Origin of the sequence: Streptomyces sp. NBC_00019, assembly GCF_045041015.1 — a bacterium.
GTDB lineage: Bacteria > Actinomycetota > Actinomycetes > Streptomycetales > Streptomycetaceae > Streptomyces.
Map to the genome: position 1 here is coordinate 4,242,229 of NZ_CP108302.1, position 20,365 is coordinate 4,262,593.

The 20,365-nt window shown below is 69.4% G+C and carries 22 protein-coding genes, 1 tRNA gene and 1 riboswitch; of the genes, 9 read left to right on the forward strand and 14 right to left on the reverse strand.

Annotated elements, in window-relative coordinates:
* The first annotated feature begins 120 nt into the window (after positions 1-120).
* Complete coding sequence (locus OHU89_RS19955; protein WP_405644694.1) at positions 121-879, forward strand: hypothetical protein; 759 nt, start codon at positions 121-123, stop codon at positions 877-879.
* A gap of 13 nt (positions 880-892) precedes the next feature.
* Here the strand turns inward: OHU89_RS19955 and OHU89_RS19960 are convergent, their stop codons facing one another.
* Both OHU89_RS19960 and OHU89_RS19965 read right to left on the reverse strand, forming a co-directional pair.
* The gene (locus OHU89_RS19960) at positions 893-1,447 is read right to left on the reverse strand and encodes a GNAT family N-acetyltransferase (protein WP_405644696.1); all 555 of its coding nucleotides are present in this window, start codon (positions 1,445-1,447) and stop codon (positions 893-895) included.
* Between the two features lie 32 nt (positions 1,448-1,479).
* Entirely contained in the window at positions 1,480-2,286 is an 807-nt protein-coding gene (locus tag OHU89_RS19965; RefSeq protein WP_405644698.1) for an alpha/beta fold hydrolase, read from the reverse strand.
* A gap of 201 nt (positions 2,287-2,487) precedes the next feature.
* Between OHU89_RS19965 and OHU89_RS19970 the strand changes: the two genes are divergently transcribed.
* The 3 genes from OHU89_RS19970 (at position 2,488) to OHU89_RS19980 (ending at position 4,199) form a co-directional block, all read left to right on the forward strand.
* Positions 2,488-2,985: a hypothetical protein gene (locus OHU89_RS19970; protein WP_405644700.1), complete on the forward strand. Its 498-nt coding sequence runs from the start codon at positions 2,488-2,490 to the stop codon at positions 2,983-2,985.
* Positions 2,986-3,113: 128 nt separating this feature from the next.
* Positions 3,114-3,416 (forward strand): hypothetical protein, encoded by a 303-nt coding sequence (locus OHU89_RS19975; RefSeq protein WP_266826492.1) that lies wholly within the window; start codon positions 3,114-3,116, stop codon positions 3,414-3,416.
* Between the two features lie 108 nt (positions 3,417-3,524).
* Positions 3,525-4,199: a hypothetical protein gene (locus OHU89_RS19980; protein ID WP_405644702.1), complete on the forward strand. Its 675-nt coding sequence runs from the start codon at positions 3,525-3,527 to the stop codon at positions 4,197-4,199.
* On the opposite strand, the gene OHU89_RS19985 is transcribed toward OHU89_RS19980, so the two are convergent.
* Positions 4,196-4,555: a VOC family protein gene (locus OHU89_RS19985; protein WP_405644704.1), complete on the reverse strand. Its 360-nt coding sequence runs from the start codon at positions 4,553-4,555 to the stop codon at positions 4,196-4,198. The two genes, OHU89_RS19980 and OHU89_RS19985, sit on opposite strands and share 4 nt — an antisense overlap.
* Before the next feature lie 135 nt (positions 4,556-4,690).
* On the opposite strand from OHU89_RS19985, the gene OHU89_RS19990 reads away from it, so the two are divergent.
* Positions 4,691-6,133 carry an alginate lyase family protein gene (locus tag OHU89_RS19990; RefSeq protein WP_405654570.1) on the forward strand — a complete coding sequence of 481 codons (1,443 nt, stop codon included), beginning with the start codon at positions 4,691-4,693 and terminating at the stop codon, positions 6,131-6,133.
* Positions 6,134-6,343: 210 nt separating this feature from the next.
* On the opposite strand, the gene OHU89_RS19995 is transcribed toward OHU89_RS19990, so the two are convergent.
* Both OHU89_RS19995 and OHU89_RS20000 read right to left on the reverse strand, forming a co-directional pair.
* Positions 6,344-7,828, reverse strand: coding sequence for an MFS transporter (locus OHU89_RS19995; RefSeq protein ID WP_405644706.1), 1,485 nt, complete (start codon positions 7,826-7,828; stop codon positions 6,344-6,346).
* 113 nt (positions 7,829-7,941) lie between these two features.
* Positions 7,942-9,318 (reverse strand): DUF445 domain-containing protein, encoded by a 1,377-nt coding sequence (locus OHU89_RS20000; protein ID WP_405644708.1) that lies wholly within the window; start codon positions 9,316-9,318, stop codon positions 7,942-7,944.
* A 188-nt stretch (positions 9,319-9,506) separates the two neighbouring features.
* Between OHU89_RS20000 and OHU89_RS20005 the strand changes: the two genes are divergently transcribed.
* Positions 9,507-10,844 carry an SGNH/GDSL hydrolase family protein gene (locus tag OHU89_RS20005; RefSeq protein ID WP_405644710.1) on the forward strand — a complete coding sequence of 446 codons (1,338 nt, stop codon included), beginning with the start codon at positions 9,507-9,509 and terminating at the stop codon, positions 10,842-10,844.
* A gap of 113 nt (positions 10,845-10,957) precedes the next feature.
* Here OHU89_RS20005 and OHU89_RS20010 read toward each other — a convergent pair whose 3' ends face one another.
* The 4 genes from OHU89_RS20010 to OHU89_RS20025 are packed head-to-tail and all read right to left on the reverse strand — an operon-like array spanning position 10,958 to position 14,456.
* Positions 10,958-11,770: a DUF1707 domain-containing protein gene (locus OHU89_RS20010; RefSeq protein ID WP_405644711.1), complete on the reverse strand. Its 813-nt coding sequence runs from the start codon at positions 11,768-11,770 to the stop codon at positions 10,958-10,960.
* A 33-nt stretch (positions 11,771-11,803) separates the two neighbouring features.
* The gene (locus OHU89_RS20015; RefSeq protein ID WP_405654572.1) at positions 11,804-12,769 is read right to left on the reverse strand and encodes an ATP-binding cassette domain-containing protein; all 966 of its coding nucleotides are present in this window, start codon (positions 12,767-12,769) and stop codon (positions 11,804-11,806) included.
* Between the two features lie 18 nt (positions 12,770-12,787).
* A complete protein-coding gene (locus OHU89_RS20020) occupies positions 12,788-13,663 on the reverse strand; it encodes an ABC transporter permease (RefSeq protein WP_405644713.1) in 876 nt (291 codons plus the stop codon).
* Positions 13,656-14,456, reverse strand: a complete 801-nt coding sequence (locus tag OHU89_RS20025; RefSeq protein WP_365398640.1) for an ABC-2 family transporter protein — start codon at positions 14,454-14,456, stop codon at positions 13,656-13,658. Before OHU89_RS20025 ends, OHU89_RS20020 begins: the two co-directional genes overlap by 8 nt.
* A gap of 213 nt (positions 14,457-14,669) precedes the next feature.
* Here OHU89_RS20025 and OHU89_RS20030 point away from each other — a divergent pair, with 213 nt between their 5' ends.
* Entirely contained in the window at positions 14,670-17,048 is a 2,379-nt protein-coding gene (locus OHU89_RS20030) for a transglycosylase domain-containing protein (protein ID WP_405644715.1), read from the forward strand.
* On the opposite strand, the gene OHU89_RS20035 is transcribed toward OHU89_RS20030, so the two are convergent.
* From OHU89_RS20035 to OHU89_RS20045, 3 genes are all read right to left on the reverse strand, one after another.
* Complete coding sequence (locus OHU89_RS20035; RefSeq protein ID WP_405644716.1) at positions 17,042-17,392, reverse strand: DMT family transporter; 351 nt, start codon at positions 17,390-17,392, stop codon at positions 17,042-17,044. The two genes, OHU89_RS20030 and OHU89_RS20035, sit on opposite strands and share 7 nt — an antisense overlap.
* 34 nt (positions 17,393-17,426) lie before the next feature.
* Positions 17,427-17,502, reverse strand: a riboswitch (guanidine-III (ykkC-III) riboswitch).
* Positions 17,503-17,600: 98 nt separating this feature from the next.
* Positions 17,601-17,951: a GroES family chaperonin gene (locus OHU89_RS20040; protein WP_405644718.1), complete on the reverse strand. Its 351-nt coding sequence runs from the start codon at positions 17,949-17,951 to the stop codon at positions 17,601-17,603.
* A gap of 44 nt (positions 17,952-17,995) precedes the next feature.
* The gene (locus OHU89_RS20045) at positions 17,996-18,325 is read right to left on the reverse strand and encodes a DUF3618 domain-containing protein (RefSeq protein ID WP_405644720.1); all 330 of its coding nucleotides are present in this window, start codon (positions 18,323-18,325) and stop codon (positions 17,996-17,998) included.
* Positions 18,326-18,420: 95 nt separating this feature from the next.
* Here OHU89_RS20045 and bcp point away from each other — a divergent pair, with 95 nt between their 5' ends.
* Positions 18,421-18,888 carry a thioredoxin-dependent thiol peroxidase gene (gene bcp / locus OHU89_RS20050; protein WP_266891840.1) on the forward strand — a complete coding sequence of 156 codons (468 nt, stop codon included), beginning with the start codon at positions 18,421-18,423 and terminating at the stop codon, positions 18,886-18,888.
* Here bcp and OHU89_RS20055 read toward each other — a convergent pair.
* Entirely contained in the window at positions 18,885-19,286 is a 402-nt protein-coding gene (locus OHU89_RS20055; protein ID WP_405654574.1) for a GNAT family N-acetyltransferase, read from the reverse strand. The two genes, bcp and OHU89_RS20055, sit on opposite strands and share 4 nt — an antisense overlap.
* 343 nt (positions 19,287-19,629) lie before the next feature.
* On the opposite strand from OHU89_RS20055, the gene OHU89_RS20060 reads away from it, so the two are divergent.
* A tRNA-Leu gene (locus tag OHU89_RS20060) sits at positions 19,630-19,714 on the forward strand.
* A gap of 45 nt (positions 19,715-19,759) precedes the next feature.
* Here the strand turns inward: OHU89_RS20060 and rdgB are convergent.
* A complete protein-coding gene (gene rdgB, locus OHU89_RS20065; protein ID WP_405644722.1) occupies positions 19,760-20,362 on the reverse strand; it encodes an RdgB/HAM1 family non-canonical purine NTP pyrophosphatase in 603 nt (200 codons plus the stop codon).
* Between the last annotated feature and the right edge of the window lie 3 nt (positions 20,363-20,365).

Below are 20,365 nucleotides of genomic sequence, written 5' to 3' on the forward strand. Positions count from 1 at the left end.
TCGGCTTCGGGGTCTACCTACAAAGTTGCAGGGTGCGCCGGGGTGAGGCGCCTCTTTCCCTGGCCCGCTTTGAGTAGGAGTACTCATGCCCGGCTTGTCGATCAGGCACAGACTTCGGGCATGAGACGACGACTTACCGGACCCGCCAGGAAGAACAGCGTTTTCGGCCGTACGACGCTGTCAGCAGCACTGTCGGCGCTGTGTGTGCTGGGACTTGCCGCCTGCGGGACCGAGCAGGCGGGAGACAAGGGGTCTGCCGCGCGAGCCGAGGGCCGGGTCGCTGCCTTCCCTGCTTCCCCCGCCGCCCCCACCCCCGCCTCCGCCTCCGCCTCCGCCTCCGAGGAGACCGAGGGCGCCGACTTCCTCCCGTTCATGGAACTCCTCCTCGACATCGCCGAGCCGTGCCTGCCGTCGGATCTCCCGACCGCACTTCCGCCGGAGGAGTTGGCGGAGCAGGAGAAGCTGGAGGAGCGAGAGCTCGGCGGCACGGTCCCGCCCGAGGAGCCCCTGCCCCTGCCGGACGAACCGGTACCCACCAGCGAGCCCAGGGATCCCGAGGACGCCAAGAAGGAGACGAAACTGAGCTCCGTGGAGAAGTGCGAGGCCCCTCTCCACGTCGACCGCATCACCAAGGCCCTCAAGAAGACCCCCGACCCGACCGCGACACAGGTGACCAAGGCACTGCACGATCTCGGCTACATCGAAGAGCGCGTCCACACGCCCCAACGCGCCGCCGACCACGTCGAGTTCACCCTCGACCTGCGCGTGATGGGCGGCCAGCTGTGCCTGTCCGGCAGCACCACCGGCACGAGGACGACCATCGAGGCGTACGGCGGCTCCCCGGAGGTCGAGTGCCAGGACGTGCGGCGCACGAGCTGACCGACGGGCGCCCTCAACGCCCCCAGTCAGCGCGGGTGAGTTCGTACTCGACCTCCCCGTGCTCCGACCCCTCGATCGCCTCCGGCCACTCACTGCTGAACCCCCGTACGAACCTCAGCCCCGCCTTCTCCATCACCCGCCGGGACCCCGCGTTGACCGTCATCGTGTTCGCTGTGACGCGCTGCACGCCCAGCTCGCCGAACCCCTTGCCGATCAGCGCCCGGCAGCCCTCGGTGGCGTAACCCCGGCCCCAGGCGGCCTTGTTGAGCCGGTAGCCCAGCTCCACGACCTCGGCACTGTGCTCCTCCAGTGGCCGGAACTCGAACCATCCCAGGAAGACACCCGTCGCCTTCTCCTCGGCGGCCCAGAAGCCGCGGGTGCCGAGGCAGGGGTAGTCGTGGAGGAGGTGAGGGAGGGAACGGGTGCGGATGGCGTCGAGGGAGGTCGGCTTGCCGCCGTTGAGGTAGCGCATGACGTCCGGGTCGTTGTCCAGCACGAACAAGGCGTCGGCGTCGGCCTCGGTGAAGGCGCGCAGCCGCAGCCGTTCGGTGGTCAGGAAGACATCCATGGCGCGATCCTCGTCATCGTCCGGCAAACACGTCAGCGGCGGTTCGAGTCGTATCCCACGGACCTCGTGAACTCCTCGACGGCCTCCGCCAGTTGTTCCGGCTCTTCCAGGTGGACGTCGTGACCAGCCCCCGCCACCACCGTCACCCGTGTGTCCGGGCGCAGCTCCCGCATGTCGTTGGCCTCCGTCGGACGCATCGTGCCGTTCTCGCCCTGGACCACGAGTGTCGGGCAGGTGATGCGTGACCACTCCTGCCAGTAGGCGTTCTCGGCCAGTTCGGCCAGCGAGTCGACCATGCGGTCCCGGTCGAAGCGCGGGTGCCAGCCGTCCGCGCGTTCCTCCAGCTCCCTCGCCCACCCCTCGTGACCGAGGAAGTCCGCGGCTTCAGCGAGGGTCCGGAACGGCGTCGGCCAGCCGTCCAGCCATCCCCGGATCTGCGCCGGTACGTCCGGACTCGGACCGGCCGGACCCGCCTCTACGAGGACCAGCGCGTCCACCAGTTCCGGGCGGGCGGACGCCAGCAGCATCGCCGTATGCCCGCCGAGGGACTGCCCGATGAGGGTTACGGGTCCCAGCGCGAGTTCCTCGATCAGGGTCGCCGCGTCACCGACGTAGGACGCGCGGGTCACTTCGGGCGGGCGGCGGGTGCTGGCGCCGTGCGCGCGGGCGTCGTACGACACCACGCGGAAACCGGAGGTGAGGAGGCGCGGGATCAGGGCGTCCCACTCCCCCATGTGGCCGGCCAGGCCGTGCAGGAGGAGGGCGGTGCGGGGCGCGCCGGGGCGGGGGTGGTCGCGGTAAGCGATCCGCGTGCCGTCGTACATGGTGACGTGGCTCAAGGGTGCCCCCCGGTTCTCTGTGACGGCCCGTTTCCGCGGCAGGCGCCAGGCGGCCCGTCTCCTGTGACTGGCCGCCCGTCTTCTATGACTGGTTGCCCGTCTTCTGTGACCGCCCTGTTGCCGGAACTGTGGGCTCCGCCACAGCCGTAGAGATCGAGCGCTGTTGGACTCGGCGTTCAGGAGATCACACCAGGGGGCGCGATGGCTTGGCTGAGCTTGCTGTTGTTCGTGATCGCGGCGATCACGGCCGTCGCGCTCACCGGGAAAGGCTTCGGCCGCCTGGCCGACCGTGGCATACGGCGATCCGGCCTCCCGGTGATACTCCGCAGCCTCGCCGCGCTAGCCGGTGCCGCCGCGGTCGCCCTCTACGCCCTCGGGCTGCTGGGGGTCATCGGCGCGATCATGACTGCGCAGGACGGGGGTACGGACTCGGCCCCGCCCCAGTCCTGCCGTACGCCGGGCTGGTGGGAGCGGCACGAACAGGGCATCGAGATCGTCGACTGGTCGGTGAGCTACCTGCCGCTCGGGTTCGTGTGCGAGACCAGCGACGGCGGGAGCTACGACAACGGTGACGTGCCGGGGTACGTCAATCCCGCCGCCCTGGGCCTCGCCCTCACCGCCGCCGGGTGCGCCGTCGGCTCGGGATACGCGACGGAGCTCCGCACCCGCAGGCGCGGGGCTCGGCAGGAGGGCCGGTAGGAGTGTCTTCCGGGGGCGGCGTTAGCCTCGGGACATATCGAACGTGATCGCCAGGAGTCGCACGAGCAGTACGAGCAGTACGAGCAGTACGGGGTAGCGCGAGTCACGTCAGTTCTCAGGAGGCAGGCATGGCGAAGGTTCCCAGTGCGGTGGTCGCGGCGGGCGGGCTCGTCGGTGGGTACGGCGTGGCCCGTTGGACCGGGAAACGGCAGCTGGGCGGGGTCGTGCTGGCGGTCGCCGGGGCCGCGGCCGCGCAGCAGTGGCGGCAGCAGGCGGGCGGGAAGGCCGCGGGTGCGCTGACGGCCGCGTATGTCGCCGCCTTCGCGGGGTCGCATCCGCTGGCCAAGAAGGTGGGCGCCTGGCCCGCGGTGTTCGGAGTGGCGGGGGCGGTGGCCCTGGCGTCGTGGGCGGTGGCGGACCGGCAGGGCTGAGGGGCGCTCGTCGTCACCTCTCCGGCAGAAGCGCCCAGCGCTTATATCGCGCGCCTTGAACGGGCCTTCGCCGGTACCGTCCCGTCCGACACGAGGGGAATGGGCGGGATGAGACTGGGGATCACGGAGCATCGGGTGCGGCTCGGTCCGGAGGAATACCGGGTGCTGCGTACGACCGGGCTGCACCGTGCGCTGTGCGGTGACACCGGGCACTGGCTGGACTTCCGGGTGGACCGGGAGGCCGCCGCGGAGCTGGCCGCGGCCTGGCTGCTGGCCGCCCGCTCACCCCGCTCGCTGGTGCACGTGCCGCTGCGAAATCGCGGCGAGCGGCCTGTGGGTCCCCATCCGCTCGAGCCGCATCAGGCCCGTGACCTGCTGCTGGTGCATCACTCCCGGCAGTTCCCGGCCTCCCGCTGGAAGGCGGTCCGGGCCCGGCTGGGGCACGGCAGCCCGCACACGGTCGAATTCCGCCGGGCCGACTTCCCCGCCACCGAGAACCGCCCCGTCACCGGTGCCCATCACGCCGAGTTCCGCGACCGGGTCCGGCTGACCACCGCCGCCGACACCCTCGTGCTGAGCGGCAGCGCCCTGCCCTTCGCGGACGCCGCCGCGGACTTCCTCGACCTGGCCGACACGGGGCCCGGCTGGGACATCCGGTGGCGCAGGTTCGACGGGCACGCGTGCGCCGAACTGCACCCGTCCTCCGGCCTGTTGGACCGTTCGGTGCCCCTGATGCACGTCGAGTACTGCCCGGACTGGGAGCCCGCACCGGCAGGCGGCTAGCTCCGGTGCGTCAGCACGTTCACCACCTGCCCGTTCGGGTCCCGCACGAAGAAGCGCCGTACGCCCCACTCCTCGTCCCGCAATTCCCGTACGACGTCCGCGCCCGCGGCCACGACCTGCGCGTACACCGCGTCAACGTCCTCGACCTCCACGCTGAGGTCGGGCACGACGGGGGCCGTGCGTTCCTCGGTGAAGAAGCTGATCTGGGCGGTGGGGTTGGCGGGTGAGGCGAGGGTGACCACCCACCCCATGTCCATCACCTCGCGGAAGCCGAGGAGGCCGTAGAAGTCACGGCTGGCCTTCATCTCCTCCTGCGACTCGACCTGGAAGTCGGGCATGATCCGGCGGACGGTCATGGGTACGTCTCCTCGCAGTCGCCGTCGACTTTCTGTTATCTCCGCTCCCACCCTCGCGTCTCCTGACCGTCCCCAGCCACAGGCACGCGAGGAATGACGCACGTGACTTCGACTTCACTGATCAGTCGCCGCACCATGCTCAAGGCAACCGGAGCCGTCGGTACCGTCGGAGCCTTCGGTGTCGGTACGACCCTGCTGGCGCCGCCCGCCTCGGCCGCCGGCTCCGGGTACGCGCACCCGGGTCTGCTGCACACCGGCGCCGACCTGGCCCGTATGAAGTCCAAGGTGAGAGCGGGTGCCGCGCCCTACACCGCCGGGTACGCCCGGCTGACGGCCAACCGGCATGCGCAGAGCGGCTGGACGCCCAACCCGCAGGCGACCATCACCCGCGGCGGCTCCGGCCAGAACTACACGATCCTCTACAACGACATCCACGCCGCGTATCAGAACGCTCTGCGCCACCACGTCAGCGGTGACGGTGCCCACGCCGACACCGCCGTGGCGATCCTCAACGCCTGGTCGGCCAAGCTCACCACGCTCGCCGGCAACGCGGACCGGTTCCTCGCCGCCGGGCTGTACGGCTACCAGATCGCCAACGCCGCCGAACTCGTTCGTGACCACCCGGACTTCGAGCTCGACCGCTTCAAGGAGATGCTGTCCGGGGTCTTCGCGCCGCTCAGTGACAGCTTCCTCGTCAAGCACAACGGCGCGGTGGTGTCCAACTACTGGACCAACTGGGACCTCGCCGCCATGGCCTGCGTGCTGGCCACCGGCGTCTTCTGCGACGACAAGGCCCAAGTCGGCCGTGCGGTCGACTACTTCAAGCACGGCGAGGGGCTCGGCTCTGTCAAGAACGCGATACCTGTCGTGCACGACGACGGGCTCGCCGAGTGGTTGGAGGCGGGGCGTGATCAGGGGCATGCGCTGCTTGGGGTCGGGCTGATGGGCACGTTCTGCGAGATGGCGTGGAACCAGGGCATCGATCTGTACGGCTATGACGACAGCCGCTTCCTCAAGGGGGCGCAGTACGTGGCGAAGTGGAGCATGGGTGGGGAGGTGCCGTTCACCGCGAACACGCGTGCCAAGGGGGCCGTCAACGGCTGGTCGGGGTCGGAGACGGTGGCCGGGGCCGCGGGTGTCGATCCCGCCATGACCCGGCCCATCTGGGCGATGATCGCCAACCACTACACCAAGCGGCGGGGGTTGTCCGCCTCGTACCTCACCCGGATCGCCGCGAAGTCCGGGCCGGAGGGTGGGGGTGGGGACTACGGGCCCAACAGTGGGGGGTACGACCAACTGGGGTTCGGAACACTGGCATTCACGCGGGACAGGTCGACGGCGTCCGCAAGCCCGTCCGCCACGGCGTCCGGTGCGGCACCGGACCCTCGCCCGCAGACCGGCTCCTCCGCGTCCGCGTCTGCGTCCGCTTCCGCGACTCCTGCTTCCGGTAAGGACCTTGCGGCCACGGGGTCCACCGACGTCGTCGCCTGGAGCGCCACGGCGGGCATCACTGCCGTCGCGGGAGGCCTGCTCCTGCTCCGCCGCCGGGACAAGGCCCGCCGCGGCACCGCCGAGTAGCACGCACCCGGGCGGTTCTCGCCCCCGCCGCCCCTACCCGTCCCATCCTCCAGGGGCTGCCGCCCCTTCGACCCCGCCGCACTACCCCAGAGAACAGCACCGCCCGACCGAGGACGGACACCCCCCGGTGCGGCACCGACCCCCAACGAACCGCCATGCGCGACGCACGCCCCCACCTGACCCGCGCAGGCCGCCGCAGGCATCCCCCACTCACACCGCAGCCGACCGCGCCCCCGAAGCCACCGCCGTCAGTGGACGCGCGACGTCCTCCAGCGATCGGCGCTCCGCCTTCACCGCCAACACCGCGGCCACCAGGCCCGCGATGCACATCAGGGCCGCGCCGATCTGGAAGGCGAGGACGGTGTCGCCGACGTGGCCCGTGCCGGTCAGGTCGGCGAACAGGAGGGGGCCGCTGATGCCGCCCGCTGCGGTGCCGAGGGCGTAGAAGAAGGCGATCGACATGGCGCGGGTCTCCATCGGGAAGATCTCGGAGACCGTGAGGTACGCACTCGACGCGCCCGCGGAGGCGAAGAACAGCACCGCGCACCAGCAGGCGGTCAGCGTCGTCGCGTCCAGCGCGCCGCGGTCGAACAGCCAGGCCGTGCCGAAGAGCAGCAACCCCGACAGCAGATACGTCGACGAGATCATCACCCGGCGGCCGACCGTGTCGAACAGCTTGCCGAGCAACAGTGGGCCCATGAAGTTGCCGATCGCGATCACCGCGAAGTAGTAGCCGGTGTTGCCGGTCGGGACGTCGTAGAAGGTCGTCAGGATCGCCCCGAAGCCGAAGGTGATCGCGTTGTAGAGGAACGCCTGTCCGATGAAGAGAGCGAAACCGAGGACCGCCCGCCGCCGGTACTTCGAGAACACGGTCCGGCCGATCTCGACGAACGTCACGCTGCGCCGCTGATGGATCGTGAGCTCGGCGTCCGGGGACGGCGGCGGCAACGGCTCGCCCCGATCCGCCTCCACCCGCTCCTCGATCGAGGACACGATCCGTTCCGCCTCCTCGTCCCGCCCGTGGATCAGCAACCACCTCGGACTCTCCGGGACATGACGCCGTACCAGCAGAATCACCAGCGCCAGCACCGCGCCCAGCGCGAACGTCAGCCGCCACCCCACGTCCTTCGCGAACACGGACGTGTCCAGCGCGACGATCGACAGCAGCGAACCGCCCACCGCACCCAGCCAGAAGCTTCCGTTGATCATGAGGTCGACGCGCCCCCGGTACTGAGCCGGGATCAGCTCGTCGATGGCCGAGTTGATCGCCGCGTACTCGCCCCCGATTCCGAACCCCGTCAGGAACCGGAACGCGAAGAACCACCAGGTGGAGAAGGAGAACGCGGTCAGCGCGGTAGCCGCGAGATACACCGCCAGCGTGATCATGAACAGCTTCTTGCGGCCCCATTTGTCCGTCAGCCGGCCCCAGAACAGTGCCCCCGCGCACGCCCCCGCCACATACAGGGCCGCCGCCATCCCGGTCACCTGACCGGAGGAGATCGGCAGCCCGCTCCCCGGTTCCGACAACCTCCCCGCGATGTTGCCGACGACGGTCACCTCCAGGCCGTCGAGGATCCACACGGTGCCCAGTCCGATGACGATCGTCCAGTGCCAGCGCGACCATGGCAGGCGGTCGAGTCTGGCGGGGATGTTCGACGTCACGGTCCGGCCCGTCTCGGCCTCGGCAGTGGTCATGGGCTCCCTCCTCCTCATCGAGTGAGAACCCGGGCCGGGTGCCCGGAAAGGGCCCGCCCTACGCCCGTCAGAACCCCGACCCGCGCCTGCCCCGCGCCCGAAGTACGCCCGCCCTACGCCCCCAGCGCCCGCGACACCGTATAGATCAGCAGCCCCACCAACGAACCCACCACCGTGCCGTTGATCCGGATGAACTGCAGATCCCGTCCGATATGAGCCTCGATCTTCCTCGTCGTGTGCTCGGCGTCCCAGCCCGCCACCGTGTCCGTGATGAGCAGGGTGATCTCCCGGCGGTACGTCGTCACCACGTACACCGCCGCCCCCTCGACCCACCCGTCGACCTTGGCCTGCAGCCGGGGCTCCACCGCCATCCGCGCCCCCAGCGACAGCAGCGACGCCCGCACCCGCAGCCGTAGCTCACTGCGCTCGTCCTCGGCGGCGGAGACGATCATCGACCGTACGGCGGTCCAGGCGGACGCGATCAGGTCCTGGACCTCGCCGCGCCCGAGGACCTCACCCTTGAGCCGCTCGACACGCGCCCGCGTGTCCGTGTCGGACTGCAGTTCCGACGCGAAGTCCGTCAGGAAGCGGTCCAGCGCACCCCGCGCCGGATGCGAGGGCATGTCCCGCATCTCCGTCACGAACCGCAGCAGTTCCTTGTAGACCCGCTCGCCGACCTTCTTGTCGACGAAACGAGGGGTCCAGCCGGGCGCGCCGCCCTGCACCGCGTCCATGACCTGTTCGTCATGGAGCACCAGCCAGTCGTGCGCCCGCGTCACCACCAGGTCCACGACCCGCCGGTGTCCGCCGTCCGCGACGATCTTGTCCAGCATCTTCCCGATGCCCGGCGCGATCTCCTGCGCGTCGGCCCGACGGGTGATCGCCTCCCCCACGACCGCCTGCACATCGGAGTCCCGCAGCACGGTCAGCGCCCCGCGCAGTGCCGCCGAGAGCTCCGCCGTCACCCGGTCGGCATGCTCGGGCTCCGCCAGCCACGCGCCCAGCCGGCTGCCGATGCCCACCGCTCGCAGCCGTTGGCGTACGACGTCCTCGGAGAGGAAGTTCTCCCCGACGAACTCGCCCAGGGAGACCCCGAGCTGGTCCTTCTTGTTCGGGATGATCGCGGTGTGCGGGATGGGCAGACCGAGCGGGTGACGGAAGAGGGCCGTGACCGCGAACCAGTCCGCCATCGCACCCACCATCCCCGCTTCGGCGGCCGCGGCGACATAACCCGCCCACGCACCCGCTCCCTGCCCGGAGGCCACCTCGGCGAGCACGTACACGACCGCCACGAACAGCAGCAGCCCGGCCGCCGTGAGCTTCATCCGGCGTACGCCGCGCTGCTTCTCCTCGTCGGCGGCGCTGAACGCGGTCATCGCGCGGTTACCGGCGGCGACCGGACGGGCATGCTGCTCTACGTCAGCGGTATCCGATTCGTCTGGTTTCGTGCGTTCCATCCACTCCACCCGTTCGTGATCCCCGGTACACATTGTCCCTTCATGACCGACTCCTGGAACGGAACAGGAGTTCCCGGCGTCTGTCAGGTAGGGGGGAGCTCACTCCTGAACTCCGGTGGCCCAATGGGGGGTCTGTTCAAACACCCCTCACCGCATGACGCATCATGAGGTGATCACATCGGAGCCTCGGGCTCCCGTCTGCCCGAGGAGATATGCACCGCATGACCAGGCGTAGTGGTTATGCCCTGCTTTCCGCGATCGTCGCCCTGATCGTGGCGCTTTCCGCCGCCATATACGTAGGTGTCGCCGCCGACGACGGCAGCACCGACCAGCGCAACACCGTCGCCCAGGGCGCCGCCCCGCACAACCCCGCCGCCCCCGCCTCCACCGGCACCTGGGTCGGCGCATGGTCCACCTCCCCGGCGGGCGCCGAGCCCGGCACCGAGGCCGAGGGCATGGCGGGCCGCTCGGTGCGCAATGTCGTGCACGCCTCCATAGGCGGTACGAGTGCCCGCATCACGCTCTCCAACCTCTACGGCCAGTCGCCACTGACCATCACCCACGCGTCGATCGCCATCGCCGCGGGCAGCGACACGGCCGCCGCGACCGCGCAGACGATGCGGCGCCTCACCTTCGGCGGCAACACCACGGTCGTCGTCCCGGCCGGCGGCCAGGTCATGAGCGACGCGGTCCGCATCGCCATCGCGTACGGCAGTGACGTCCTGGTCACCACGTACTCCCCCACGCGGTCCGGGCCGGTCACCTACCACCCGCACGCCCGCCAGATCTCCTACGTCGCCGCCGGCGACCTCACCGAGGACGTGACGGGGACGGCGTACACCGAACAGACCCCGTACTGGCGCTACCTGACCGCGCTGGACGTGCTGAGCAACGAGTCCGACGGCACGGTCGTCGTCCTCGGCGACTCGCTGACCGACGGCATCACCTCCACCGAGGGCGCCAACCACCGCTGGACCGACGTCCTTTCGGACCGGCTGCGCACCGCGATCGAGGCCGGCCGCGACCTGCCCCGCTACAGCGTCGTCAACCAGGGCATCAGCGGCAACCAGGTCCTCGCCAACGGCCTCGGCCGCCCCGCCGACAACCAGAGCGGCCTGGGCCGCTTCGGCCGGGACGTGCTCGGCCGTACGAACGTGAAGGTCGTCGTCATCGACCTCGGCGTCAACGACATCCTCCGCAACCCGAGCCTCGCCGACCCCGACAAGATCCTCGACGGCCTGCGCACGATGGTCCGCCAGGCCCACGCCCGCGGCATCAAGGTCGTCGGCGCGACCCTGATGCCCTTCCAGGGCCACCGGGGATACACGGGGGCCAGGGAGGACGTCCGGCAGCGGATCAACGCCGCGATCCGCGACGGCAAGGTCTACGACGCGGTCGTGGACTTCGACGAGGCCGTCAGGGACCCGTACAACCCGAGGAGACTGCGGTCCGACTACGACTCGGGGGACCGTCTCCACCCGAGCGACAAGGGGTACGCGCGGATGGCGGAGGCCTTCGACCTGGAGGACCTGACGGGCTCGGCACCGGCGGAGCTGTAGGGCGGGGCCGGGCTGGGCGTCAGCCTCGTACCGCCCATCGGGCGTCAGCCTCGTACAGCCCCGGGCGTCAGCCTCGTACAGCCCCGGGCGTCAGCCTCGTACGGCCCCGGACGTCAGTCCTCGTACCGCCGCCGGTCCCGCCTCTCCCGGCGCAGCTCGCGGTGCTCCTCCATCGCCTCGCGGACCTGATCCATGGCGTCACGGTGGACATCGTGGAGGTCGAGCGGATCGTGGCGGGAAGAGCCCAGCTCCCGGCGCGCGTTCTTCCGCTCCAGCCGCTCCTGCCGCCGCTCCTCCTTCAGCCGCTGCCGCTCCGCCCTGGGCAGCTTCCGGTACACCTCGACGCCGCCCATCAGCGCGAGCCCGGTGACGATCACCCGCGGGGCCTGAGGATCGTCCGGCTCCTCGTGCGCGCGCTCGTCGAAGCCGCCCATGATCCCGAGCCCGCGCACGACGACCTCGACGCCCGGCGGCACGATCACCTCGATGCCGCCCATGATCGCCACGCAGTTGATCTCGACCTCACGGTCCGCGAAGTTCGCCTCCCGCAGATCGATCTCGCCGCCGCCCCAGAAGGCGAAGCCGGTGAACCGCTTCGGCACGGTCCAGCGCCCCTTGCGCTGGAACCCGGCCATGACGGCGACGCCCCACGTCGACGAGCCCTCGCCGCCCGTGATCCGCGAGGCCCAACTCCCGTCCGCGACCGGCTCCTTGAACAGGTTCACCGCCGGGCCCGGCGCGGTCGGCAGATCCCGGGTGATCGGTGTCAGCTCACCGTAGGTCCGCGCCTTGTACGTCGCGTCCAGCCGCTCCTCGAACTCCTCCATGTCGAGACGGCCCTCCGCGAGGGCGTCCCGCAGGATCTCGGCCACTCGCTCACGGTCGGCGTCGGATGCGCGAAGGTCCGGGAGTTCGTCGTCCGTCATACGCAGAAGCCTACGAGTTCGAACGTTCCCGCACTATGCGGTCGCCCGCTCGGCATACATCTTGGCGATGACCGCCTCGATGTCCGGCTCCCGCACCGACAGGTCCACCAGCGGATACTCCGCCGCGATCCGCGCCACCAGCGGCGCCGCCGACGCCCCCGCGGGGAACGCCAGCCACTGCCGGGGCCCCTCCACCTTCACCACCCGGGCAGGGGCCGCCTCGATGGGCGGCAGCTCCCGCTCCAGGTCCACCACCAGGATCCGCTCGCTCTCCCCCGCCTCGTGCAAGCCGGCGAGCGGACCGTCGTACATCAGACGCCCGTGGTCGATCACCATCACCCGTGAGCAGAGCTGCTCGATGTCCTGGAGATCATGCGTGGTCAGCAGGACGGTCGTGCCGTTCTCGGAGTTCAACTCCCGCAGAAAACCCCGCACCTTGGCCTTGGAGATGACGTCGAGGCCGATCGTCGGCTCGTCCAGGTACAGCACCTCGGGGTCGTGCAGCAGCGCCGCCGCGATGTCGCCGCGCATCCGCTGGCCCAGCGAGAGCTGGCGCACGGGTACGTCCAACAGGTCGGCCAGTTCGAGGAGTTCGACACAGCGGTCGAGGTTCTCGCGGTACCGGGCGTCCGGGATCCGGTACATGCGGTGCATCAGCTTGTACGAGTCGATCAGCGGCAGATCCCACCACAGCGTCGTCCGCTGCCCGAACACCACCCCGATCCGGTGCGCGAGCCGCGACCGCTCCCGGGACGGGTCGATGCCCGCCACCCGCAGCCGGCCCCCGCTCGGCGTCAGGATGCCCGTCAGCATCTTGATCGTGGTCGACTTCCCGGCGCCGTTCGGCCCGATGTACCCGACCATCTCACCCCGCGCCACCCGGAAGGAGATCGAGTCGACGGCCCGCACCTCACGCCGCTCCCGCTTCATGAACCCGGTCTTCTTGCGCACGTCGAAGACCTTCTCGACGCGGTCCAGCTCGATGAAAGCCTCGCCCATGACCTCGCCCACGACCCCTCAGTTCCCTGTGCTCTGATACGTCCGCAACCCGGCCCGCCACGCCAGCCCCGCCAGCCCACAACACGCCACCGCCACCAGCGGCGACAGGAACGCCACCCACTGGGGCAGCCCGAGCGGCAGCGGCACGCCCAGCACATACGTCGCCGGCAGCCAGTTGACGAAGGCCAGCGGGAACACGAACGTCACCCCGCGCACCAGTTCCGTCGCGAACACCGTCGGCGGGTACTGCAGCATCGTCGTACCGCCGTATGTGAATGCGTTCTGCACCTCGGAGGCGTCCTTCGCCACGAACTGGAAGGCCGCGCCCGCGATGAACACCGCGCCGAAGATCCCGGCGCCGCTCAGGATCATCACCGGCATCAGCAGCAGCTTCAGCGGCGTCCAGTCGATGTCGACGGTGGCCAGCCCGTAGACCAGCACCATCACACCCTGTGTGATCCGCCCCAGGCGCCGCAGCCCGAACTGGTCCGCCGCCATCTGCGCGAGCACCGGCGCCGGACGCACCAACAGTGTGTCCAGCGTGCCGTCACGCACCCGCCGGCCCAGCTTCTCCATAGAACCGAGCAGCAGATCGGCGAGACCGAACGCGGTGCTGGACAGCCCGTACAGGAAGGCGACTTGGGGCAGCGCATAGCCGCCGAGCGCGTCGACACGGGAGAACATCAGCATGATCGCGACGAAGTCGAGCGCGGTCGCCGTGAAGTTGCCCAGCGTGGTCATGAGGAAGGAGGCCCGGTAGGCCATCGTGGAGCGGATCCACATCGCGGAGATCATCCGGTAGGCACGCAGCCCGTCGACGACCCTGCCGCTCTCAGTCGCCCTGCCACTCTCGGTCGCCGTGCCGCTCTCGGCCACCCTGCCGGTGTCAACCACCCTGCACCACCACCCGCCGCGTCGCCGCCCCCTGCACCATCCGCCCGGCCGCCAGCAGCACCACCGCCCACATCGCCTGGAAGGCATAGGTGCCCAGCGGATCGGCGTGCCCCATCAGCACATCCGCGGGCGCCTGCAGCAGCGACGACCACGGCAGGGCGCGTACGACCTCGCCGAGCGTGCCCGGGAAGACGTTCAGCGGCAGGATCATCCCCGAGCAGAACCACCCGACGAACATCACCATCTGCGCCACCCCGGTGCCGTCGAGCAGCCAGAACGCGCTCAACGCCACCAGATACCGGATCCCGAAACTGACCAGCATCGCCAGCAGCACCGCCCCGAAGAACGCCACCCACGAGGACACGTCCGTCGGCAGCGCGAGGTCGAAGACCAGTGCGCCGAACACGAAGGGGATCACCCCGCGACCCAGCAGCTCGAACCCCGCCCGGCCCAAGTCGGCGGCCAGCCACCACAGTTGGAGATCGGCCGGACGGTACAGGTCGATCGCGATGTCACCCGTACGGATACGCTCCATGAGCTCGCTCTCGACGCCCCCGCCACCGTTGGCGAGCGTCTTGAACAGCGACTGGCCGATCCACACATAGGTGACGGCCTGGGCCAGGTCGTACCCGCCCAGGTGCGGCTTCTCGTCCCACAGCGCGGTGTAGGTGTAGACGAGAATCAACCCGAACACCGTGTTGGTGAACACCCCGGCCGCGGTGGCCGCCCGATAGGTCGCGTACCGTCTGAATCCGCCCGCCGCGACGGCCAGGTACAACCGTCCCGAACCCATCAGTCCCAGCCCTCCCCGGCCCGTCCGGACACCGAAGCGCAGGAGCCTAGCCCGCTGGTGGTGACGCATGCCACCCATTTTCCGGGCGGACGCGCGCCGCTCATCGGGAACGGAACGCATGGTGCGACAGTCTTCATCCAGGGGCGCAGAAGACGTACGAGGGCGTACGGCGACGTACGACGTAAAAGCGTGAAACAGGAGTCCGTGCACGACATGAGCGACGAGCCGCAGCAGCCGAACCAGGGCTGGGCACCCAGAGAACCTCAGGCGACTGAAGAGCCCGGCGGGAAGAAGCCGAAGCGGCCCAAGCGGACCGGATGGCGACGGATCATCCCCACCTGGCGCATGGTGCTCGGCACCTTCGTCCTCGGGATACTGCTGCTGATCGGCCTGTTCTTCCTCGGCTACTCGCTGGTGAAGATCCCGCCCGCCAACGCCCTCGCCACCAAGCAGTCCAACGTCTACCTCTACGCGGACGGCAGCCAACTCGCCCGCGACGGCGAGGTAAACCGCGAGAACGTCAGCCTCGCCCAGATCTCCGTGGAGGCCCAGCGCGCCGTACTGGCCGCCGAGGACCGCGACTTCTACTCCGAGTCGGCGATCGACCCCAAGGCGATGCTGCGCGCCGGCTGGAACACCGCCACCGGCAAGGGCACCCAGTCCGGCTCCACGATCACCCAGCAGTACGTGAAGAACTACTACCTCGCGCAGGAGCAGACCGTCACCCGCAAGGTGAAGGAGTTCTTCATCTCGGTCAAGCTGGACCGGGAGAAGTCCAAGGCCGAGATCCTCGAGGGCTACCTCAACACCAGCTACTTCGGCCGCAATTCCTACGGCATCCAGGCCGCCGCCCAGGCGTATTACGGCAAGGACGCCACCGACCTCTCCGCGGCCGAGGGCGCCTATCTCGCCGCCCTGCTCAACGCGCCCAGCGAGTACGACGTCGTCGCCCACCCCGAGAACAAGTCGGCCGCCGTGGCCCGCTGGAACTACGTCCTCGACGGCATGGTCAAGGAGGGCTGGCTGGAGCAGTCCGAGCGCACCGGCCTGAAGTTCCCGATGCCGAAGGAGGCCACCGTCTCCACCGGCATGTCCGGGCAGCGCGGCTACCTCGTCAACGCCGTCAACGACTATCTGAGCGACAACAAGATCCTCACCGCCGACGAGCTCGACGCAGGCGGTTACCGCATCACCACCACCTTCCAGAAGAGCAAGCAGGACGCCTTCGTCGACGCCGTCAACGACAAGCTGATGGACAAGCTCGACAAGAAGAACCGCAAGGTCGACACCTACGTCCGCGCGGGCGGCGCCGCCGTCGATCCCAAGACCGGGCAGGTCGTCGCCATGTACGGCGGCATCGACTACGTCAAGCAGTACACGAACAACGCCACCCGCCGGGACTTCCAGGTCGGCTCCACCTTCAAGCCCTTCGTGTTCACCTCGGCCGTCCAGAACGAGTCGACCACGCAGGACGGCCGCACCATCACCCCGAACACCATCTACGACGGCACCAACAAGCGTCCCGTCCAGGGCTGGACCGGCGGCAGCTACGACCCGGCCAACGAGGACGACGTGTCGTACGGCGACATCACCGTGCGCACCGCCACCGACAAGTCGGTGAACTCGGTGTACGCGCAGATGGCCGTGGACGTGGGCTCCGACAAGGTCAAGGACACCGCGGTCGCCCTCGGTATCCCCTCCGCCACCCCCGACCTGACCGCCTCGCCGTCCATCGCGCTCGGCGTGAACACCGCCAGCGTCCTCGACATGGCGGAGTCGTACGCCACGCTCGCCAACCACGGCAAGCACGGCGCGTACACGCTGATCAAGACCATCACCAGGGACGGCAAGGACGTCGTGGAGCTGCCGGAGCGCAAGAGCTCCCAGGTCGTCACCCGCCAGGCCGCCGACACCACGACGTCGATCCTGCAGAGCGTCGTGGAGAACGGCACCGCCACCGCCGCCCAGGCCGCGGGCCGCCCGGCGGCCGGCAAGACCGGCACGGCCGAGGAGGACCAGGCCGCCTGGTTCGCCGGCTACACCCCCGACCTCGCCACCGTCGTCGCGGTGATGGGCCAGGACCCGGTCACCGCCAAGCACAAGTCCCTGTACAACGTGATGGGCCTGCCGCGTATCAACGGCGGCGGGGCGCCCACCGAGATCTGGGCCCAGTTCACCCAGGCCGCCCTGAAGGGCAAGCCCGCCAGTGAGTTCGACCTCGAACTCCAGGAGGGCGCCGACGTGGTCGAGACGCCGACGCAGGAACCGAGCTTCGTCCCCCCGGAGGACACGGAGGGCGAGGACAACGGCGGCACGACCGACGGTGGCCAGGACACGGGCGGTCAGACCGACGGCGGCACGACGGGAGACACCACGACGACCGGCGGGACGACGGGAGACACCACCACGGGCGGTACGACGGGCGACACGACCACCACGGGCGGGACGACCGGCGACACCACCACGACGGGCGGCACCACAGGGGATACGACCACGACGGGCGGCACCACGGGAGACACGACCACCGGCGGCACGACAACCGGTACGACAGGCGGCACGACGGCGGGCGGAGGCCCACCGACGACTCAGTGACCGGACGTCGCCTTCAGCCCGACGACAGCGACGAGCAGCAGGCACACGAAGAAGATCCGGGCGGCGGTCGCCGGCTCCCCCAGCACCACCATGCCGAGCACCGCCGCCCCTGCGGCCCCGATACCCACCCACACGCCGTAGGCGGTACCGATGGGAAGGGTCTTCGCGGCGTGGGACAGCAGAACCATGCTGGCCACGATGCCCGCCCCGGTGAGCAGGCTGGGGACCAGCCGGGTGAAACCGTCGGTGTACGGGGGTCTGGGGGTGTCCCCCAGTAAGCACAGAATCCCGATCGACCAGCCGACCTCGAGCAGACCGGCGACGACGAGCAGAACCCAGGCCATGACAGGCACCTCCGAGACGCGGATTTCTTCACGGGGTGCGTCGTCTTTGCTTTACAGCCCGGTACGGCGCGTCTCGTCGGGTCGTCCTTCAAAGGTAGCAAAAGGACAGCGAAAAGAGGCCGGTGACGATGGTCACCGACCCTTTTCGGCTTGGATCCACAGGCTGGACCCACAGGTTGGATCTACAGGTTGGATCTACAGGTTGGATCTACAGGTACAGCCCAGTCGAGTCCTCGGACCCCTCGAACCGGTCCGCGGCCACCGCATGCAGGTCACGCTCGCGCATGAGCACATAGGCGACACCCCGCACCTCGACCTCGGCACGGTCCTCGGGGTCGTACAGAACCCGGTCGCCCGGCTCGACGGTCCGTACGTTCTGTCCGACCGCGACGACATCCGCCCACGCCAGCCGCCGGCCCACGGCCGCGGTGGCGGGGATGAGGATGCCGCCCCCGGAACGCCGCTCGCCCTCGCCGGCGTCCTGCCGGACGAGTACCCGGTCGTGCAGCATCCGGATGGGCAGCTTGTCGTCCTGGGTGCTGTTTCTGTTGGCGCTCACGGCTGAGAACCTACCTGCCTGAGGGGGATGCGTACGTGCCCGGGTCAGCCCTTACGACGCCGGGTCCCCAGGGCGAGCAGCCCCACGAGTCCGACGGCGACGAGCGCGACGGGAAGGATGCGCTCGAGGCGCGGGGCGCCTTCACCGTCGACGAACTGGGCCTTGGTGTTGCTGACGGCCCGATTGACGCCGACGTAGGCCCGCCCGAGCGTGTGGTCGATGTTCGACACGACCTTGGCCTTGGCGTCGCCGACGATCGTCTTCGGGTGCACCCGCACCCCGATCTCGTCGAGCGTCTCGGCCAGGTTCTCGCGGCGGCGCTTGATGTCCGCCTCGATCTGCGCCGGGGATCTGATGTCCGACGTGTCCGCCACCGTACGGCCTCCGAGGTGTCTGCTGATGCTGTTCTGGACAGTCTGTCAGTTCGCCGGGCAGCCGCACTGTCAGCACCCCCGGTTAGGCTGGTCCGATGAGCGAGCGACTCCAGCCCGGGGACGTGGCCCCCGCCTTCACCCTCCCCGACGCCGACGGCAATGACGTGTCCCTCTCGGACCACAAAGGCCGCAAGGTCATCGTCTACTTCTACCCCGCGGCCCTGACCCCCGGCTGCACGAAGCAGGCCTGTGACTTCACGGACAACCTGGAGGTGCTGGCCGGCGCGGGTTACGACGTCATCGGCATCTCCCCGGACAAGCCGGAGAAGCTGGCGAAGTTCCGCGACAAGGAATCCCTGAAGATCACCCTCCTCGCGGACGAGGACAAGCAGGTCCTCGACGCCTACGCCGCCTTCGGCGAGAAGAAGAACTACGGCAAGACCTACATGGGCGTCATCCGCTCCACGATCGTCGTGGACGAGGAGGGCAAAGTCGAACGGGCCCTCTACAACGTCCGGGCGACGGGCCACGTGGCAAAGATCCTCAAGGACCTGGGCATCTAGCTTCCGGGATACCGGAACGAGATCCACACATCAGGAGCCAGGTCGGGCCTCTCAGGCACCGGCCTGCGCTCCTCTTTCCATTCACCGGGAGCGAGCGCGTCCCCGACCCGCCGCCAGAACCGGACGGCGGCGGGATTGTCGTCCTGAAACGCGACGGTCCACTGCCCGGGATGCCTGGCGACGACGTGCCGTACGGCCCGCAACCCGATCCCGGAGCGCCGAGCCCCTCGCACGACGAAGAAGCTGTTGAGCACACGAGTGGGTTCGCTGAGCGCCCGCACGAAGGCGAACCCGACGGGACGCGCGCCGAGCCTGATGAGATACGCCGCCCAGTCCCCAGAGCCACTGAAGGCCGCCTCCAGCCGCTCACTCCGGAACGTCCCGTCGGCGTTGGGCAGTTGCCCTCACCCCGCACACCGAGTTCTCGTCGCACTCCCCCGTCACGCCGGACGGACCAACCGGACTCAACTCCACCGTGCGCCGACCGAGATCGGAGTGCCCTACGCATGTGAGACCTGCGGCAGCGAGGGCGAGTGGCTGGGGCAGCCGATCACACTGCAGATCGATCACGTCAACGGGGACTGGCGCGACAATCGCCGGGAGAACCTGCGGTACCTGTGCCCCAACTGTCACGCGCTGACAGAGACATGGTGCCGCCGGAAGGCAAAGGCGCCCCTCGTGGCGTAGTCGGCTCGACCCGTACACTGGACGTCATCGGTCGAGCATGATGTCCGTTTTGGGGCGGTCGTGGCGAAATAGGCGATACGCGCGGGTTTTAGGTGCCCGTGGGAGAAATCCCGTGTGGGTTCGAGTCCCACCGACCGCACATACAAGAGGGGCTGCCCGACGCGGGCGGCCCCTCTCTCCCGTCTCAGCCCAACAGCTCCCGCACCACCGGCACCAACGCCCGGAACGCCTGGCCCCGATGGCTGATCGCGTTCTTCTCCTCCGCGGTCAGTTCGGCGCAAGTCCGCGACTCCCCCTCCGGCTGGAGGATCGGGTCGTAGCCGAAGCCGTTCGTGCCGGCCGGAGTGTGGCGGAGCAGGCCGCGCAGGCGGCCCTCGACGACTCGTTCCGTGCCGTCGGGCAGGGCCAGGGCTGCCGCGCAGGCGAAGTGGGCGCCTCGGTGTTCGTCGGCGATGTCCGAGAGCTGGGCCAGGAGGAGGTTCAGGTTGGCCTTGTCGTCGCCGTGGCTGCCTGACCAGCGGGCCGAGAAGATGCCCGGGACGCCGTTCAGGACGTCGACGCAGAGGCCCGAGTCGTCGGCGACCGCCGGCAGTCCCGTTGCCTGGGCCAGCGCGTGGGCCTTCAGTAGGGCGTTCTCCGCGAACGTCACCCCCGTCTCCTTGACGTCGGGTACGTCGGGGTACGCGTCCGCGCCGACCAGGTCGTGAGGCAGGCCTGCGTCGGCGAGGATGGCGTGGAGTTCGGTGATTTTTCCGGCGTTGCGTGTGGCGATGATCAGGCGGGTCATGGG